Raw genomic sequence first — 17,877 nt, 5'->3', positions numbered from 1 at the left:
TATAACATATGTTTAAGAAAATTATCTTTAGTATGCTTGCTTTACTGATCGTTCAGATCGGTAAAGCACAAAATTTCAAAGCTACTGCATTTCCTGACCGGATTATCCTTACCTGGTCTGCCGATCCTGCCACTACGCAATCCGTAACCTGGAGAACAGATAGTACCGTGCTGAAAAGCTTTGCCCAGATCATTGTTGAAGGCAGCTCACCAAAACTGGAAAAACCCGAATCTAAAGAATACAATGCAGCTACGACTTCATTAAAGGGCAAGGAATATGAGCTGGCGAATTACCATAGCGTAACCTTTACTGGTTTACAACCCGATCAGATCTATACGTACCGGGTAGGTGATGGCACCAACTGGAGCGAATGGTTCCAGTTTAAAACTGCTCCTGCGGTTACAAAGCCTTTCTCGTTTATTTACCTTGGTGATGCCCAGAATGACATTAAGTCCAAATGGTCCAGGGTGATCAGGCGTGCTTTTGCAACGCATGGCGATGCCCGTTTTATTGTTCATGCCGGTGATTTGATCAACAGGTCAAATAACGATAATGAATGGGGAGAATGGCACTTTGGCGGTGGTTTTATTAATGGAATGATCCCCAGTATCCCTTCCTCTGGAAATCATGAATATTTTAGGGATGAGAACAAGGTCTTAACCCTGGATCCGCACTGGCGTGCCCAATATACGCTTCCTGAAAATGGTCCGGCAGGTTTGGAAGAATCCACCTATTTTGTGGATTATGCAAATGTGCGCATCATTTCACTAAACTCGCAGATGATCGTTCTGGATTCTATTTCATTGAAAGCACAGGCGGTATGGCTGGAAGATGTTTTGAAGAATAACCCGAAGCAGTGGACGATGATCACGTATCACCATCCGATTTATTCTACCGCCAAAGGACGCGACAATAAAGAATTCCGTGAGTTGTTTAAGCCGCTGTTTGATAAGTACCATGTAGATATTTTGATGCAGGGCCATGATCATACGTATAGCCGCGGACAAAATCTTCCGACAGGCGTATCCGGAAAAGTAGGCGGGCCCATGTATGTGGTTTCTGTTGCTGGTCCGAAAATGTACAAAGTGGATGTGACCCCTAAATGGATGGATGTTTTTGCTGAGGATACCCAGCTTTTTCAGATCATTTCGGTAGATCATGGTCATTTGACCTATACCGCTTATAAGGCATCTGGTGAGATCTTTGATTCTTTTAAGCTGAAGAAGACTTCAAAGGATAAAGCCGCTGAATTTACTGACCTGAGAAAGGTTAAGAAATAAAATAATCTCTCAATTTATTACAAAGGTGGTCAACAAAAGACCACCTTTTTTGTTTCGTGCTATAAACAGTTATTTTGATTTAATTTAAAAGCGGTCATTGAGCTTATGCCATAAACTTAAAGTATTTTTTGATCGTACAACTGGCTGTGCTTTGCTTAATTCCAACACATAAAATATAGAATATACCAACATAAAAAACTAAAATGCATTAAAGTTGAATTACTTGGTTTCTTTTGATAATTTCGGGCTTAGATGAAGATTAAAAAATATTCTTTAAGTTTATTTATATGTTTTTTTTGCTGTTTAACATCTGTTCATGCAGCCAGGAAAATTCCCTTCCCTGTTGCGGTTGATGGGGTTATAGATCTTCGCGGGCAGTCTTTCGTTAATAGTATCCCGCTAAACGGAGCGTGGTTTTTTTATTGGAATGAGCTTATCAATCCCGGAGATTCCGCAATCCATGCCGGTAAGCTTGTCGATTTTCCTTTTTTATGGACCGATTCCAACCAGTATCCTGCATTTGGTTATGCCACTTACCGGGTTAAGGTCTTATTGCCCAGGCATACTGAGCCATTAAGAATTGGTCTGAAAGAAGCATACTGTGCTTATAAGCTATTCATCAATGGTAAGCTGGTTGCATTAAACGGGAAGGTAAGTACCGATAAAGCCAATTTTGTACCCTATTGGGAGTATAAAGGAATTGATGTTGAAAACGGCATTGATTCATTGGATGTCATTTTACAGGTGACTAATTTTGCACATAGTAAAGGAGGCATCAAGAAATCGCTTATACTGGGACTTAAAGAAACGATTTCCCTGGAAAGAAAGCGCACCGAAGCCATTGATCTCTTACTTACCGGATGCCTGCTCATGGGCGGGATGTTTTTTTTAGGCCTCTATTTGCTGGGTAACCGGGATAAAGCAATTTTATTATTTTCGTTATATTCTATTGTTTACAGCTACAGGATCTTTGGGATTGACAGCTATGTGCTGCACAGCATCTTTCCGGGCATGAACTGGCAGATCACTACACGGCTGGAATATATCAGCCTGTTTTTAGGAATCGGTTTATTTGGCTGGTATACCCGGCATTTATATCCTGAAGACATCAATAAGAAGATCGTATACACCATATGCCTGCTCTGCCTGATTTTCTCTTTATTGGTTCTTGTATTAACCCCATTTTACTTTTCGCAGTTGTTAAATCCCTTCCTGGTGGTGATGCTTTTCTGCCTGGTGTATGTACCTTATGTGTATTCTGTGGCTTTTGTAAGGGAAAGGCCGGGGGCGATATATACGTTAATGAGTTCATTTGCACTGATGCCTGTTTTTGCCATCACACTGCTTAATTATTGGGGCATCATTCCTCAATTCCAGCTGCTCAGTTTTATTTGTTACGTCAGTTTCTTCTTTCTGCAATCCCTTATACTTTCTAACCGGGTTTCTTTTACCTTAAAAAAGGCAAAGATAGAAGCGGAGCAGGGATTGGTTACCAAGAGTGAATTTTTGAGTACCATGAGCCACGAGATCCGCACTCCGCTTAATGCGGTGATTGGGATGAGCCATTTGCTGCTGAAGAATAATCCGAGGAAAGACCAGGTAGAGCAGCTCGATGTGATGCTGTTCTCTGCCAATAACCTGCTGTCTATTGTAAACGATATTCTGGATTACAATAAAATTGAAGCAGGGAAGATTACATTTGAGCGCATTGCAATGGATGTGGCTGCTATTGCAAGGAATATCGTATCTGGCTTACAAACCTCTGCCCAGGATAAAGGAATTGATCTGTATATAAAGGTTGATGATGCTTTAACCAGTAAATTGCTGGGTGATCCTACCCGGTTAACCCAGGTAATCAGTAACCTGGTACACAATGCGATTAAATTTACACAGGATGGATACGTGGAAGTGGGTATTGAAGTACGCAGTCAAACCGATACTGAAGTTATATTGACGATCCTGGTTAAAGATACAGGAATTGGTATTTCGGAAGAAAAGCAGAAAGTGATCTTTGAACGCTTTACCCAGGCAGATTCCTCTACGTCCAGAGGTTTTGGCGGAACTGGTCTTGGTTTGGCCATTTCCAAACGAATCCTCGAATTGCAGGACTCTGACTTGTGCCTGGAAAGTGAAGAACATAAGGGCTCTGTTTTCTATTTTACACAAACCTTTGAGAAAACGCTGAACCTCCATGAACATTTAAATATTAACCAGTCGCCGGAAGAAGACAAACCACTTACAGGAATCCATATCTTATTGGTTGAAGATAACCTGATGAATGTAATTGTTGCCCAGAAATACCTGGAGAAATGGGGGGCGACGATTGATGTGGCTTTTAATGGTTTGGAGGCGTTAAACAAATTAGATATTCATAAACATAAGCTGGTACTGATTGATTTACACATGCCTGTTATGGATGGTTATGAGGCTACCCAAAAGATGAGGGAAAAAGGCTTTACCATCCCGATTGTTGCATTAACCGCAAACCTGCCAGAAGAGATCGCTGCGCGTGTAAAGGAAGTAGGTATGGACGACTTTATTTTAAAACCCTTTCTTCCGGATGAGTTATACCGGAAAGTGATTCATTATGTTTTTACAAAGCAGTAGAAACAGTTCATTGTAATGATTAAAAAGAATGCATAAATAAATTGCTTTTTTGTTGAATAATCTGCAATTTGTAGCGTTAACTACTTAAAATTCATACTATGAAACACATCAGTGTATTACTGTTACTCCTTGCATTGTCCTTTTCTGGTTTTTCACAGAACAAAGATGCCATACTTGGTAAATGGATGAACTCTACGGGTGAGGCACATATTGACATCACCAAAAGGTCTGATAAATATTTTGGTAAGATCGTTTGGTTAAAGGAGCCTAAAGAAAAAGGTGTAGTTAAAACAGATGTTAAGAACCCGGATGCGGGTTTAAGATCGAAACCCATCATTGGATTGGAGATGCTTAAGGATTTTGTATATGAGGATGGAAAATGGACGGATGGAAACATCTACGATCCAAAGTCTGGCAAGACCTATAGCTGTAACATGACCATAAAATCTAACGGACAGCTAAATATGAGAGGTTATGTTGGAATTTCGTTAATTGGCAGATCTGAAACCTGGACGAGGGTTAAATAATGAAGTCACTGATCTGCTTTTTCTTCCTGCTCCCTTTTTTGTGTACTGGTCAAACTTATAACTTAACGCAGTTAACCAGCGGTACGGGTACAAGTATCCGCGGGATGTCTGTTGTTTCTGACCAGGTTGCCTGGGTGAGCGGAAGTAACGGACATGTTGGTAAAACACTGGATGGGGGCATTACCTGGCAATGGATTAAGCCTGCCGGTTATGAAAAGCTGGACTTTAGGGATATTGAAGCCTTTGATATGAATAAAGCGGTCATTGTTAATGCAGGTTCGCCGGCCTACATTTTACTGACCACCGATGGGGGTAAAACGTGGAAGCAAACGTATAAGAATACAGATTCTGCAATTTTCCTTGATGGTATGGGCTTTTGGGATGCTCAGAACGGGATGATCTTTGGAGACCCGATCCAAAATAAAATGCAGCTGTTAAAAACCACTGATGGCGGGTTAAGCTGGCAGAACATTTCCAGGAACCTAAAATCAAATATGGCTCCCGGTGAAGCTGGTTTTGCTGCAAGCGGAACGACCATTAAAACATTGGGTAAGGGCAAGGTATGGATTGCTACCGGCGGCTCTGTTTCTAACATTTACACTTCATCCAATTATGGAAATACCTGGGAAGTCTATAAATGTCCCATTTTACAGGGTGAAAGCAGTACCGGGCCCTTTTCAATGGAGTTTTTAGACAAGAAAAAAGGGGTGGTAACCGGGGGTAATTACTTAAAGGATAATGACAACCCGAATAATATACTGCTGACCAATAATGGCGGGAAGACCTGGCAGAAGCCGTTAAAACCCGTGGATGGATACCGTTCAGGAATTATCTATGTTAGTCCGCAGGTTCTGCTGGCAACAGGATCATCCGGTACAGACCTGTCTGCAGATGGCGGCATCAGCTGGTATAATATTTCTAAATTGAATTTCAATGTCATTCAAAAATCCAGGTCCGGAAACCTGATTCTCATTGCCGGTAATAAGGGGCAGATCTATAAGGCGACTTCAGTTCCAAAAAAATAACACATGCTATTCAATAAAGTCCATCACATTGCGATCATCTGTACCGACTACGAAGTGTCGAAACTGTTTTATACCGATGTACTGGGTCTGACCATCATCAGAGAAGTATACCGTGAAGAAAGGTACTCTTATAAACTGGACCTGGCATTAAATAGGGAATATATAATTGAACTTTTTTCGTTTCCAGCTCCTGGTAAGCGCCCTTCAAGACCGGAGGCTGCGGGTTTAAGACACCTTGCGTTTGAAGTAAACGATCTTGATGCCGTAGTGGAGATGTTAACTGCTAAGGAAGTAGCCTCTGAACCGATCCGTGTGGATGAGTTTACGGGTAAGCGTTTTACTTTTATTGCAGATCCTGATCTGCTGCCTATAGAATTTTACGAAAAGTAGCTGTAAAATTAAAGCCAGGTCATCCAACCTGGCTTTTCAAACAAAACTTAGATCTAACCAAACATCTAAAAAATTCAGTCCATATAGAAATTGTACTGAGACGTCAAGGGCGGATTCGAACCGCCGTCAAAGGTTTTGCAGACCCTTACCTAACCACTCGGCCACATGACCATACGACAAATATAAATAAAGTCTAGTAAATTAGTATACTTTATTTTAAAATATTTTTAATTGGTGTTTTTTTATGGCTTGAATGTGGTCAGAATGAAAAAAATCCTGCCATTATGAAAGGGTTTACTTATGGGTAAATATTTCCATAATGGCTTTAAAGCGTGTTTTTTGAGGATTGAGGATGGTTTTTATAAGCTGTTCCATAAAGGGCATTTTATTTGTAAGTGTTGTTGTGTAAAAATTAAAAAGTTGAATGTTTGCCTGGACTGATATTTTAATTGACTGGTATGCCATCAATGAGATGATTAAAGATCAGATCAGCCCAGATCTAACTAAGGGCTTTACTTGTCTTGAATAATGATTAATATTGTTAAAATTATAAGACCATGCAATACACCGTTCTAATTATTGACGATGAGAAGAAAATCTGCAGCCTGCTGGCCCGGATCATTGAATTAGAAGGTTTTAAAGTTTTTCAGGCCCATACCGGAAAAGAAGGTTTAAAACTGCTTGCTGCACAGGATATTTACGTAGTGATCAGCGATGTAAAGCTTCCGGATATCAATGGCGTTGAGCTCGTTAAGGAAATCAAGAAAATAAAGCCTTATGCTGAAGTTATTAATTTAACGGCTTTTGGTACCATCCAGGACGGCGTGATGGCCATGCGGAATGGTGCTTTTGATTACATTACCAAGGGGGATGACAACGATAAGATCATTCCATTGGTTTACAAGGCCATGGATAAGGCTAAATTACAGTTCCGTGTAAATGAACTCGAAAATAAGGTGGTTAAGAAATACAGCTTCAGTGCCATACTTGGACAATCGAAGGCATTAAGGGATGCGGTGGACCTGGCCCAAAAGGTTTCGGTTACAGATACTACTGTGCTGCTGCTGGGCGAGACTGGTACAGGTAAAGAAGTTTTTGCGCAGTCTATTCATTATGAAAGTCCGCGTAAATTAAAACCCTTTGTTGCTGTTAATTGCAGTGGGTTTAATCATGAACTTTTAGAGAGTGAGTTATTTGGCCATAAAGAAGGTGCCTTTACCGGTGCTGTGAAAGATAAAAAAGGCTTACTGGAAGAAGCGAACGATGGAACGATATTTCTGGATGAAATTGGCGAGATGGACCTTGATCTTCAATCTAAATTGTTAAGGGTTTTGGAAAATCAAACTTTTATAAAGGTGGGGGATACGCAGACCAGTAAGGTGAATGTGCGGATCATTGCGGCCACAAACAGGGATCTCAAAAAAGAAGCTGAAACCGGTAAGTTCAGGCTGGACCTGTACTACAGGCTCTCCGTATTTTCTATAGAACTTCCTCCCTTATCGCAGCGAAAGACTGATATTCTAACGATCGCTAAGTATTATTTAAAGGAGTTTGCGGCTAAAGTAAACAAGCCTGAATTTGTTATGGATGATGGCTTTTCTGAATTGCTGCTTAAACACAGCTGGAAAGGTAATATTCGTGAGCTTAAAAATGTAATGGAACGGGTGGTGATCCTGGCTGATGGTAACCTGGTTACTGCAAACCTGCTTCCTTATGAATTTCATACGGATACCCAGGAATCTGATTCTTTAAGTATGGAAGCCATGGAGCGGCAGCACATCAACAAGGTACTTAAACATACCCGCGGCAATAAAACGGAAACGGCTAGGCTGCTTGAAATTGGTCTGACTACCTTATACCGGAAAATGGAAGAATATAAGATCAGCTAGGTAATGAAAATTAAAACCAAGTTACGCCTCGGGTTCGGGTTCTTATTTGTGGTTGTGATCTTTTTCGGTGCAATTTGTTTATCCTATATGAACGATATTTCTTTGAGTTCTAAAGATATTTTAAAGGATAATTATGAGACGCTGGGATTTACCGGTAAAATGCGTTCCATTACCGATGCGCATAATCTGCCATTATCTGCAGTTGCGGTCCGTCAATTTTCGCATCAGCTCAGTCTGGAGCAAAATAACATCACTGAAAAGGGAGAAGCAGAAGCGGTTAAGGACCTGGATTCTTCCTATCGGGTAATGATCAGTCCGGTTACGTCCATGGCTGCTAAACTTGCTGCGTTAAAAAATATCAGGATTCAGCTGAATACAATTGAATCGCTTAACATGAACGCCATAGTCAGGAAGAACGATGCGGCGCATCTTGAGATTGATCGTGCAGTGATGTACCTGATCTTTACGGCCTCTATGTGTTTTCTTATTCTATTTTCATTTATCGTTAGCTTTCCGGGCTTTGTTGCCAATCCATTGCGTGAGTTTTCTGAAGCGATCAAAGCCATTAGCCGCAAAAATTATAAGCAGCGTTTGGAATTTAGTGGAAATGACGAGTTCTCTGAGTTGGCGGTCTCTTTTAATGCCATGACTGCTGAGCTAAATAAATGGGAAAATAGTAACCTGGCCAAAGTTCAATCTGAAAAGCTCCGGATTGAAGCGATCATTGAGCAGATGCAGGATGCCATTATTGGTTTAAATGAGAAAAATGAAATCCTGTTCATGAATACCGTTGCGGCCAGACTTTTGAATATGAATGAGAAAGATGTGATTGGTTTAAATGCAGATGCGCTTGTAAAGCGGAATGACCTTTTGAATAAGATCCTCGGTGGTGCCGCTGCTGAAAAGCCTATGAAGATCTATGCGGACGAAAAGGAATCGTATTTTCAGCTGGAACGCAGAAAGATCATGGTTCCCGATTTTGAAGATGATAAGGAGCAGGCCGTAGTTAAGACCGGGAAAGCTGCCGGTGAAGTGTATATCCTTAAAAACATTACCCAATATAAAGAGCTTGATGAAGCAAAGACCAACTTTATTGCTACGGTATCACATGAGTTGAAAACACCAATCTCATCCATTAAAATGAGTTTAAAGTTACTGGATGACGAACGGGTTGGGGAAATGAATACCGAACAGAAACAGCTGGTGCAACACATTACTGAAGATTGCGGACGCCTGTTGAAGATTACCAGTGAACTGCTGAACCTTGCCCAGGCAGAAACAGGAAACCTCCAGCTGAACTTTGTGAAGACTGATCCCGGAAAAATTGTGATGTATGCTATGGATGCCGTTCGTTTCCAGGCGGAACAAAAAAACATTGAACTGGAGCTAATCAGCAGCGATAACCTGCCGATGGTTAATGTTGACATTGAAAAGACGGCCTGGGTACTGATCAACTTTTTATCTAATGCCCTGCGGTATAGTGCTGAAAAGTCTAAGATCATTATTCAGCTTATTGAAATTGGAAACCAGGTTGAGTTCTCTGTACGTGATTTTGGGAGAGGCATTGATGAGCAATATCAAAAAAGGCTGTTTGACCGTTATTTTCAAGTTCCTGCAGATGGCAATAACAAGTCTGGCTCAGGACTGGGACTTGCCATCTCTAAAGACTTTATTACGGCAGAGCATGGAACAATCTGGGTGGAAAGTGCCATTGGAGAAGGAAGCAGGTTTTGTTTTTTATTGCCTGTTGTAGAATAATACCTGTTGTGGAATAATTAATGCGTTATTCTGATCTAATCGTTGAGCTTTAAAATGATTTCAATTTCTTCGCCGATTTCATCAACAACGGTATCGTTTAGAACAACATCCAGGCGGTCTGCCTTTAAATCGTGAACATACATGGGCAGATCTCCGGCTATAATTTCTTCTTCAGGTACGAGTTCCCAGGAATCATCTGCTTGATAACGGATAGCGCCAAGAATGGCTCCATAATAAATTACTTTATAATAAGCTTCATCGGTAGGTAATATGGTTAGAGTTACCTCTTTTTCTCCATAACCAATTTTAATGTTGAATGGTTCCATGTCCCTATAACATCGGCATGAAATAATTGTTTGTTAGATCAGACGTTTTAAGGGATCAGACCAGGGTGTTGAACCTGGTCTCAATATGATGATGGGCCTGCCTTTGAAATTCTTCTGGCGGCAAACCGGTTTGTTTTTTAAAGAACCTGCTAAAATAGGGGCGGTCAGTAAAGCCAAGATCGAATGCAATTTCTTTAAGTGTATTTTCACTATGAATGATCTTTCTTTTGGCTTCGAGTATGATCCGGTCATGGATGAGCTGCATGGCCGTTTTATCTAATTTCTCCTTAAGGACCTGGTTTAAGCGCTTGGAGCTGATTCCCAGTGATGTGGCATAAAATTCGGCATTTCGTTCCAGCTGGTAATTCTGTTCCAGGAGCATCATAAATTCATAAACCCTTTTCTGGTTTACGTCCTGTGCGGTAAAGACATGTTCTTTGATCTGGATCAGTTTGAGCAGGAAAACTTTTAACAGTGCCTTAAGAATTAAGAAACTCGGATCTTGTTCTTTGTACTCATCATCCAGCAACTGGAATACCTTTGCCAGTTCAGCGGCATTCTTCGCGGTTAGCGGTAAACAGGAGAACTCTCCCTGAATATTAAAGATCTTGAAAATATCCAGATAAAACTCTTTGTCTTCCTCTTCCAGAAAATCTCTTTTAAAGGATAACAGGATGCCATTTTTACCTGCTTTGTTCAATTGATGAACACGATACGGGGGGATCAGGTAGATCCAATCTCCCAATTCTGGTGTTTCTTCTTCTTTAATTGCATGCAGCGGATATTCATTCTGCAGCCATACAATTTCAAAGAAATCTTTTCTGCCGGGATCATTCAGATAGCTTGGCGGACAGTTTTCCAGGTTCCTGATGTAGATCAGTGATTTTTCCAATCCAATTCTGGGTGCTGCTTCCGGTGTATGCGATCTCATTTTAGTTGTTTTGAATTTATGAACAGGACACAAAGATAACTGATCCTTATTTAGTGCCTTGGACTATCCGGACATTGTGGTGTACTTATTTCTAAAGCTGGTTTTTTTATGGCATTACTATGATCTTATCGCTGGTGTATTTCCTGATAGTCCCACACTATGCGCATATAGTCTAACCGTTAGCCGGGTTTTCAGGGATACCTTTGGACTTTACAATTTGATTATGTACGATACAAACCCAGCTGAAACAGCAGAAGCTTTAAAGCAGAACTTAAGAATCATTTTGGATGAGCAGCGCTCGCTGGCTGATCAGATTGACTTTGATCAGCTTGCGTTATTGATCCCTCATCTGAAATCTGCTAACCGTGTATTTGTGGTTGCTGCAGGAAGATCGGGCTTGTCACTTAAAGCTGCAGCAATGCGCCTCATGCATTTTGGACTGAATGTATTTGTTGTTGGAGAGACGACCACACCTGCAATCCGGAAAGGTGATCTGCTAATTGCAGCTTCAGGTTCTGGTACAACCAGCAGCATTGTTAAGGCTGCAGAAAAAGCAGTTAAGGCCGGTGCAGCGGTTGTTTCCTTATCTACTACAACTGTTTCTGCCCTGGCAGCATGTTCGGTGCTGGTGATCATTCTTCCTGCTGCTCAAAAAGAAGATCACGGGCAAGCTGTTTCCCTGCAATATGCAGGGAGCTTATTTGAACAGGCTTTGCTGTTGGTAATGGATGCCGTTTTTCAGACGCTTTGGCTGGCTGAAGGAACACCTGCCGAAGTACTGTGGGAAAGACATGCCAATCTTGAATAATAATCTTTAGAATTTTAATATCAATTATATATAAATAAACAAATATCATGGCAAAATTACAAGTCGCAATAGATCTGTTATCTACAAGTGAAGCATTGGCACTGGTTGCTAAAATTGCTCCATACATTGACATTATTGAATTAGGTACCCCATTGATCAAGCAAGAAGGTCTTGCTGTGGTTACTGCAATGAAAGCTGCCTATCCGGATAAACTGGTGTTTGCCGATCTAAAAACAATGGATGCGGGTGAGCTTGAAGCAGACATTGCATTTAAAGCTGGTGCGGATCTGGTTACCGTTTTAGGTGCAGCTGGGGATGCTACAATTGCAGGTGCTATAAAAGCAGGTAAAGCGCATAACAAAGGTGTTGTTGTAGATACCATTGGCGTGGCTGACCGTGTTAAGCGTGCTCAGGAAGTAACGAAATTAGGTGCTGAATTTGTTGAGCTGCATGCTGGACTAGACGAGCAGTGGACTGCCGGTTATTCTATCCAGGTATTGATTGATGAAGCTGCGCGTGCAGGTGTTCCGGTTTCTGTTGCGGGTGGTGTAAACCTGTCTAATGTTGCTGCGGTTATCAAAGCAGGGGCTATTGTTGCTGTTGCAGGTGCTGCAATTTATGGTGCCGAAGATCCGGCTGCGGCTGCAAAAGCATTGCGTGAAGCAATTGATGCTGTTTAATTAATTTGACTGAATTTTCGGGATCAGCTGGTCTGCACCCGAAAATTCATTTTATTTGCTGGTTAACGGGGGGTAATTACTCATAAGACCAGAAGTTAATTAACCGGTTCAGGTAATTATTAAGACTGATATATTTTATGTATGATGGAGTTTTGCGGGAAAACCCCGTATTCAATGCAATTCCTTATTTCCCGGATGGAAATCGGGAATAAAGCCGACGGTTATTTTTCTGGTAATCGTAATCGTATAATTGGTTTAGATTTTCTCATTGTTTTTCTTTTTTAATGACAAATAATTAAATAAAGTTCTTATTTTGGTAATTCATTAATTGATTTAGCGAAGTATGAAAAGAATTTTACTCCTTTTTTTGTTCAGTTCTTCTTTTGTCTTAGCGCAAGAACGTAAGGCGCCAGCCTATCCTTTAATTACCCATGATCCTTATTTCAGTATCTGGTCATCATCAGATTCATTAAATACCAGTACGACTAAGCACTGGACCGGAGCCAACCAATCCTTAACCGGCTTAATCAGTGTGGATGGTAAATTGTTCAGCTTTTTGGGGAAAACAGAAAAGGTGTTTAAGACCATTCTGCCTGTTGCAGATGAAAAACCCCAGGTACTCACTTATACAGAAGATTTGCCTGGAGATGGATGGATCAGTCCGGACTTCAATACTGATAGCTGGAAGACTGCTTTAGGGCCAGCTGGCAGTGAGCCTTCACAGGCAAATACCCCATGGCGTAAAAATGAGATATGGGTTAGAAGAAGTTTTAAAATGACCGAGTTCAACAACAATAAATTGTACCTGCAAATCAGGCATGATGACAATGCAATTGTTTATCTGAATGGTATCCGAATCTATAGTAAGCAGAAACTGGAGGGAAAATTCGTTTACATTCCTATTGATGATGCGGTAAAGAAAAGCCTGAAAAAAGAAAATAATGTTTTAGCCATATATGCCTTTAATACTGGCGGCCCGTCTTATTTAGATGCCGGAATTGTTGAGGAGCCTGATGCAAAGGATGTTGTTCATATCACGGATGCAAAACAGAAAGGCCTCGATCTTAATGCCACACAGACGATTTACCAGTTTGTATGCGGAGCAGTCGATCTTACGGTAACGTTTACATCGCCACTGCTCATGAATGATCTCGACTTGCTATCCAGGCCGGTTAGTTATATTTCAACTAAAGTAAAGTCAAATGATGAGGAAGACCATGATGTAAAGCTTTATTTTGGTGCTTCTACCAATATTGCAGTGCATCGCCCTACCCAGCAGGTTGTAGCTACAAAGTATACGACTCCGAAACTTTCCATTTTAAAGGCTGGTACTATTGAACAGCCGATGCTTAAACGAACTGGCGATGATGTACGGATTGATTGGGGCTACATGTACATGGCTGTTCCTTCAGCATACAAAAGTGTACAAACCATTACCAATCAGGCTGGTGCTTTAAATTGTTTGTTGTTAGCCCAGCCCGTAAAGATGCTGTCTTACCTTGAAGGTGAGCGTATGGTGCTGAATACCGTTATTCCTGTTGGCAAAGTTGGTAAGGCTGTGAAAGAGCAATTTGTAATGCTGGGTTACGATGACTTGTATGCTGTTCAATATTTTAAAACGAACCTCAGACCATGGTGGAATAACAGCGGTAAAGAAACCATTGAGAACCAGCTGGAGCTTGCTGCCAAAGATCAAAGGTCTGTGCTTCAAAAATGTGCATCCTTTGATCAGAAACTGTATGCGGATGCATTAAAAAGCGGGGGTGAGGCCTATGCTAAGCTATGCGTGATGGGATACAGACAAGCTATTTCTGCTCATAAACTTGTTAAAAGTCCGGAGGGTGAGCTCTTATTCCTGTCTAAGGAAAACTTTAGCAACGGCTCAATTGGTACCGTTGATGTTACCTATCCTTCTGCACCGCTATTTCTTATTTACAATCCTGATCTTTTAAAAGGGATGTTGAACGGCATCTTTTACTTTAGTGAAAGCGGTAAGTGGACAAAGCCTTATTCATCTCATGATCTTGGAACTTATCCCATTGCAAATGGTCAGACCTATGGTGAAGATATGCCCATTGAAGAGTCTGGGAATGTGCTGATCCTTACTGCGGCCATTGCAAAAGTTGAAGGGAATGCAGATTACGCTAAAAAACATTGGAAAACATTAAGTACCTGGGCAGAATATCTAAGTAAAGAAGGCTTCGATCCGGCCAATCAATTGTCTACCGATGATTTTGCAGGTCACCTGGCCAGGAATGCCAACCTTTCTGTAAAAGCAATTGTTGCCCTTGGCGGATACGGGATGCTGGCAAAAATGCTTGGTGAAAAAGCAGCAGCTGAGAAATATACAACTATGGCCCGGGATATGGCAAAACGCTGGATGCAGATTGCTGATGCCGGTGATCATTATGCACTGACATTTGACAATAAGAATACCTGGAGCCAGAAATATAACATGGTATGGGATAAAGTACTGCACCTGGACCTGTTTCCAAAAGAAGTTTATGCGAAGGAAGTTAATTATTATCTGACCAAGCAGACTAAGTACGGTTTGCCATTAGACAGCCGTAAAACCTATACCAAGTCTGACTGGATTACATGGACTGCTTCATTGGCTGATAACCGTAAGGATTTTGAAGCACTGGTTGCACCAGTATATACCTATGCACTGGAAACACCCGACCGGGTTCCGTTGAGTGACTGGCACGAAACCAATGATGCAAGACGCATGAATTTCACTGCAAGAAGTGTAGTAGGTGGCTTTTATATCAAAGTTTTGGAAGATTTGCTAAAGAATAAATAGCAGGTTATATTGGAATCAGGTGCGGAACGCGGCTTCAATTGTTAAATTTTTGATAGATGGTTTCCAGTTGATAAATATGCCTTTGTGTATGGAAAAAGATGAAATAGATTAATTCCAGCCGGGTTAAGGTTCCAAATCCTGGTAGTTCAAAATCGAGACAGATTTCGGTCAGATCGTATTTAATGATGGCTTCTTCGATCTGCTTTGATTTTTCTTTGATCTGATCGATTAATGCATTTTTTTCCAGATTGTTATTGGTAGGCAGAATAAAATCAGGTGATTTCATCTTATAACTAAAGTTAAGAAACAATTCCCTTAAGGCCTGGATTTTTTGATCGGGGAGCCTGTCTGCCGGCATAATACTGCCATCAAATAATTCGGGAACACCAGATTGTGATTTTAAAATATGGTCTGCTACCTGTGCGGGTGTCCAGCTTCCTTCAAATGGAACCGTGTTGAGTTGCGCCGGACTAAATCCGGAAAGAACGTTTAATAATTGCTGGCTTGTATTGTCTAATTGTTTAAGTGCTTTTTCTTTCATAAGTTTTGGATATGATTATCACTTATTTTAGAGTGATGTAAGTTGCACTAAATTAGTATCATTTAATATATCTTAATAGGGGTGGAAATGACATTTATACGGGTGAATTACGACATTTAAAAAAGAGGATGTTCTCCATTGAACATCCTCTTTTTAGGTATTTAGAAATTGGTATTTACAATCAGCTGACTTCTATTGGCATCAATAAAATCAAGTGGGATAATCCCGTATTTACCATGTGTATTGTTGGTAAAGAATGTAGTAATCTTTGGGTTTACTGAATTGGCAACCGTATTGATATTTGGTATGCCGAAAATGCCGGCTTTGTAACCGCTTCCGTAATTGAGATACAGCCTGTTTGAAGTGTCGTTATGTGCATCATTCAAAAGTGTTTCAATTCTTGTCCACTTTGTATTCACATCGTTCACGTTGTAAAAATCCTGGATCTTTAAGTTTGCGGCAGTGGTATTGATCTCAAAAGTGGTATTGTCGGCCCAGTTGGTAGCTTCTATACCCTTTGGACTTGATGCACCAAATCTTCTAAGCAGTTTGATCTTACCCCGAACGTCACCTAATGCAGGGATTCCATTTCCTAGATCCCATTTTGATGGGTTTTGTTGTACATAGGCATCAAAGGTCTGTTCAAACGTACGGGTATTCCCTGAAGCGGTGTGTTCTTCTTTTACACTCATGATGATCGTTTCTGTTGGATTGCTATTTAGGAACCCAATGCATGCATTTAAGACATCATTAAAATTTAGATTTTGATAGATTGCACCATGATGAATGGTGAATGAATTGTCTAAATGCCTGCACCTGATATCCAGATAACGAACTCCCGCATTTAGCTGCTCTGCAATGGTTAGGTTCTGACATTTTGCGGTGCCTGAAATGGGCTCGTTTCTGGCGCCGGAATCGTGCGTTCCGGGAATAGAGAGCTGTGCAATGCTGACCGTGTTTGGAAGTGATCCCATCCAGTTGTTTAGGCTGTAACTGGCCAGTTGCGATACTGCCATTGTGGATTCTGGCTTAGCTACCAATGCCGTGTTTTGGATCTCTTGTTTCTTGCATGAAGTTAGCGAGAACGCAGCTGCCAGGATAGACAATGCTGAAAGTTTTAATTTGTTCATAAAAAATTGTTTAAGGGATAAATGATTAATTAACAATGCAATATGAGAAAAATCCAGCGTTTAAAAATGACGATATACTTTAAATTTTTGTTATGGTTATGTTGTTTTATAGATAATCGGATAACAATATTTGTGTAAGATTAGCATTGTTTTTAATATCGCTTATTCTTTGATAATGGATCGGTCCGTGAACCGATCCATAAATGAATATCATACTATTGTTGTGATATGAATTACACGGTCAGGTAATCGACCTCTGCTGCAAGCATGATATGCGGACTTAATGCGAGTAACCCAGAGTCTGCCTCTGTAATTCTCAACAGCTCCATTAGCCGCTGTTTCTTTTCAGATGCTGACCAGCTTTCGAAATATTTATGATCCATCCAGGCAATCCCTTCAACGGCCAGCAAGCTAATGGTTTTAAAACCCACACTTTCAAATTCATTGACCAGCGTATCCGGCCGGTGAAAATAGGCCTGTGTTAATATACCAGGGAACTCTTCTGGTGGATTGTGCGATCCGCTAGACAATTCTTCTTTACACATCGAAAAGACATCATCATGGTGAATTAAACCATTTTGAAGCGCAGCGAGTGTGAATGCTGAATAGGTAATGGCAAACCCGAGTACTACGCCTCCTATTTTTAATACGCGACGCGCTTCTTTAAGTACGGCTATTCTCTCTGATTTTTCCTGAAGGTGATAAAGCGGTCCGTGAAGGATAACTACATCAACGGATTGATCATCGATGGGTAAATTACGGGCTTCTGCGAGGATACATCGAAAAGCGCTTTTTGATCGCCTGGATCTATTTTCAGCTTGTTCTATGTGCTTCCGGACAGGGTCGATTAATATAACCTGGTGCCCAAGCATGGCTAACCAGACTGAATAATGTCCCGGGCCACCGCCAACATCGGCAATGGTGCATGAAGGTTTTGGGAGATGCCGGCTGATCAGGTCTTTATTGCGTTCAAACTCAAGCGGGCCAAGCCCCATTTTTAATCTTGATTCTTCAGCACTTTGGGTATAGAACGTATTTATTTTTGAGTCTATTAGATTCATTTTGTTTCATGAAAAATTACACATAAGAGTTAATTGTACCAGATCAAATGATGTGGCAGTAAACAGTAAAGTGCTGTGTGCATTTCTGTTAAGTGTTATATTATGAAACAATTCTAATACT

Annotated in this window: 15 protein-coding genes and 1 tRNA gene; 10 read left to right on the top strand and 6 right to left on the bottom strand. The window is 40.9% G+C overall.

The annotated features are described in order from the left end of the window. Positions 1–8 precede the first annotated feature (8 nt). The 5 genes from ATK78_RS13215 (at position 9) to gloA2 (ending at position 5,829) form a co-directional block, all read left to right on the top strand. Positions 9–1,280 carry a purple acid phosphatase family protein gene (locus tag ATK78_RS13215; RefSeq protein WP_133576600.1) on the top strand — a complete coding sequence of 424 codons (1,272 nt, stop codon included), beginning with the start codon at positions 9–11 and terminating at the stop codon, positions 1,278–1,280. Positions 1,281–1,532: 252 nt separating this feature from the next. Next, positions 1,533–3,887 (top strand): ATP-binding protein, encoded by a 2,355-nt coding sequence (locus ATK78_RS13210; RefSeq protein ID WP_133576599.1) that lies wholly within the window; start codon positions 1,533–1,535, stop codon positions 3,885–3,887. A gap of 98 nt (positions 3,888–3,985) precedes the next feature. Next, entirely contained in the window at positions 3,986–4,414 is a 429-nt protein-coding gene (locus ATK78_RS13205) for a DUF2147 domain-containing protein (RefSeq protein WP_133576598.1), read from the top strand. Then, entirely contained in the window at positions 4,414–5,439 is a 1,026-nt protein-coding gene (locus tag ATK78_RS13200) for a WD40/YVTN/BNR-like repeat-containing protein (RefSeq protein ID WP_133576597.1), read from the top strand. The genes ATK78_RS13205 and ATK78_RS13200 overlap by 1 nt, the downstream gene beginning before the upstream one ends. A gap of 3 nt (positions 5,440–5,442) precedes the next feature. Next, a complete protein-coding gene (gene gloA2, locus ATK78_RS13195; protein ID WP_133576596.1) occupies positions 5,443–5,829 on the top strand; it encodes an SMU1112c/YaeR family gloxylase I-like metalloprotein in 387 nt (128 codons plus the stop codon). Between the two features lie 100 nt (positions 5,830–5,929). On the opposite strand, the gene ATK78_RS13190 is transcribed toward gloA2, so the two are convergent. Then, positions 5,930–6,000 (bottom strand) — tRNA-Cys (locus ATK78_RS13190). A 386-nt stretch (positions 6,001–6,386) separates the two neighbouring features. On the opposite strand from ATK78_RS13190, the gene ATK78_RS13185 reads away from it, so the two are divergent. Beyond that, positions 6,387–7,718: a sigma-54-dependent transcriptional regulator gene (locus ATK78_RS13185; RefSeq protein ID WP_133576595.1), complete on the top strand. Its 1,332-nt coding sequence runs from the start codon at positions 6,387–6,389 to the stop codon at positions 7,716–7,718. Between the two features lie 3 nt (positions 7,719–7,721). Then, on the top strand, positions 7,722–9,476 hold the full coding sequence (locus ATK78_RS13180; RefSeq protein ID WP_133576594.1) for a HAMP domain-containing sensor histidine kinase: 1,755 nt from the start codon (positions 7,722–7,724) through the stop codon (positions 9,474–9,476). Positions 9,477–9,511: 35 nt separating this feature from the next. On the opposite strand, the gene ATK78_RS13175 is transcribed toward ATK78_RS13180, so the two are convergent. Both ATK78_RS13175 and ATK78_RS13170 read right to left on the bottom strand, forming a co-directional pair. Then, entirely contained in the window at positions 9,512–9,802 is a 291-nt protein-coding gene (locus tag ATK78_RS13175; RefSeq protein WP_133576593.1) for a hypothetical protein, read from the bottom strand. A gap of 55 nt (positions 9,803–9,857) precedes the next feature. Next, entirely contained in the window at positions 9,858–10,733 is an 876-nt protein-coding gene (locus tag ATK78_RS13170) for a helix-turn-helix domain-containing protein (protein WP_133576592.1), read from the bottom strand. 223 nt (positions 10,734–10,956) lie between these two features. On the opposite strand from ATK78_RS13170, the gene hxlB reads away from it, so the two are divergent. The 3 genes from hxlB (at position 10,957) to ATK78_RS13155 (ending at position 15,024) form a co-directional block, all read left to right on the top strand. Next, positions 10,957–11,541, top strand: coding sequence for a 6-phospho-3-hexuloisomerase (gene hxlB / locus ATK78_RS13165; protein WP_133576591.1), 585 nt, complete (start codon positions 10,957–10,959; stop codon positions 11,539–11,541). A gap of 47 nt (positions 11,542–11,588) precedes the next feature. Continuing rightward, positions 11,589–12,221, top strand: a complete 633-nt coding sequence (hxlA, locus tag ATK78_RS13160; protein WP_133576590.1) for a 3-hexulose-6-phosphate synthase — start codon at positions 11,589–11,591, stop codon at positions 12,219–12,221. Between the two features lie 343 nt (positions 12,222–12,564). Beyond that, on the top strand, positions 12,565–15,024 hold the full coding sequence (locus ATK78_RS13155; RefSeq protein ID WP_133576589.1) for a glutaminase family protein: 2,460 nt from the start codon (positions 12,565–12,567) through the stop codon (positions 15,022–15,024). A gap of 34 nt (positions 15,025–15,058) precedes the next feature. On the opposite strand, the gene ATK78_RS13150 is transcribed toward ATK78_RS13155, so the two are convergent. From ATK78_RS13150 to ATK78_RS13140, 3 genes are all read right to left on the bottom strand, one after another. After that, positions 15,059–15,565: a DinB family protein gene (locus ATK78_RS13150; protein WP_133576588.1), complete on the bottom strand. Its 507-nt coding sequence runs from the start codon at positions 15,563–15,565 to the stop codon at positions 15,059–15,061. Between the two features lie 161 nt (positions 15,566–15,726). Beyond that, positions 15,727–16,695 (bottom strand): phosphatidylinositol-specific phospholipase C, encoded by a 969-nt coding sequence (locus ATK78_RS13145; RefSeq protein ID WP_133576587.1) that lies wholly within the window; start codon positions 16,693–16,695, stop codon positions 15,727–15,729. Between the two features lie 233 nt (positions 16,696–16,928). After that, entirely contained in the window at positions 16,929–17,756 is an 828-nt protein-coding gene (locus tag ATK78_RS13140) for a class I SAM-dependent methyltransferase (protein WP_133576586.1), read from the bottom strand. Between the last annotated feature and the right edge of the window lie 121 nt (positions 17,757–17,877).

The sequence above is a fragment of the Pedobacter metabolipauper genome (genome assembly GCF_004362715.1).
Lineage (GTDB): Bacteria > Bacteroidota > Bacteroidia > Sphingobacteriales > Sphingobacteriaceae > Pedobacter > Pedobacter metabolipauper.
This window is presented reverse-complemented; position numbering and strand designations above follow the sequence as displayed.

Coding starts and splice junctions, on each gene's coding strand:
- ATK78_RS13155 (WP_133576589.1), top strand. CDS start 12,565: ATGAAAAGAATTTTACTCCTTTTTTTGTTCAGTTCTTCTTTTGTCTTA.
- ATK78_RS13170 (WP_133576592.1), bottom strand. CDS start 10,733: ATGAGATCGCATACACCGGAAGCAGCACCCAGAATTGGATTGGAAAAA.
- ATK78_RS13185 (WP_133576595.1), top strand. CDS start 6,387: ATGCAATACACCGTTCTAATTATTGACGATGAGAAGAAAATCTGCAGC.
- ATK78_RS13180 (WP_133576594.1), top strand. CDS start 7,722: ATGAAAATTAAAACCAAGTTACGCCTCGGGTTCGGGTTCTTATTTGTG.
- ATK78_RS13175 (WP_133576593.1), bottom strand. CDS start 9,802: ATGGAACCATTCAACATTAAAATTGGTTATGGAGAAAAAGAGGTAACT.
- ATK78_RS13200 (WP_133576597.1), top strand. CDS start 4,414: ATGAAGTCACTGATCTGCTTTTTCTTCCTGCTCCCTTTTTTGTGTACT.
- gloA2 (WP_133576596.1), top strand. CDS start 5,443: ATGCTATTCAATAAAGTCCATCACATTGCGATCATCTGTACCGACTAC.
- hxlA (WP_133576590.1), top strand. CDS start 11,589: ATGGCAAAATTACAAGTCGCAATAGATCTGTTATCTACAAGTGAAGCA.
- ATK78_RS13150 (WP_133576588.1), bottom strand. CDS start 15,565: ATGAAAGAAAAAGCACTTAAACAATTAGACAATACAAGCCAGCAATTA.
- ATK78_RS13145 (WP_133576587.1), bottom strand. CDS start 16,695: ATGAACAAATTAAAACTTTCAGCATTGTCTATCCTGGCAGCTGCGTTC.
- ATK78_RS13140 (WP_133576586.1), bottom strand. CDS start 17,756: ATGAATCTAATAGACTCAAAAATAAATACGTTCTATACCCAAAGTGCT.
- ATK78_RS13205 (WP_133576598.1), top strand. CDS start 3,986: ATGAAACACATCAGTGTATTACTGTTACTCCTTGCATTGTCCTTTTCT.
- ATK78_RS13215 (WP_133576600.1), top strand. CDS start 9: ATGTTTAAGAAAATTATCTTTAGTATGCTTGCTTTACTGATCGTTCAG.
- hxlB (WP_133576591.1), top strand. CDS start 10,957: ATGTACGATACAAACCCAGCTGAAACAGCAGAAGCTTTAAAGCAGAAC.
- ATK78_RS13210 (WP_133576599.1), top strand. CDS start 1,533: ATGAAGATTAAAAAATATTCTTTAAGTTTATTTATATGTTTTTTTTGC.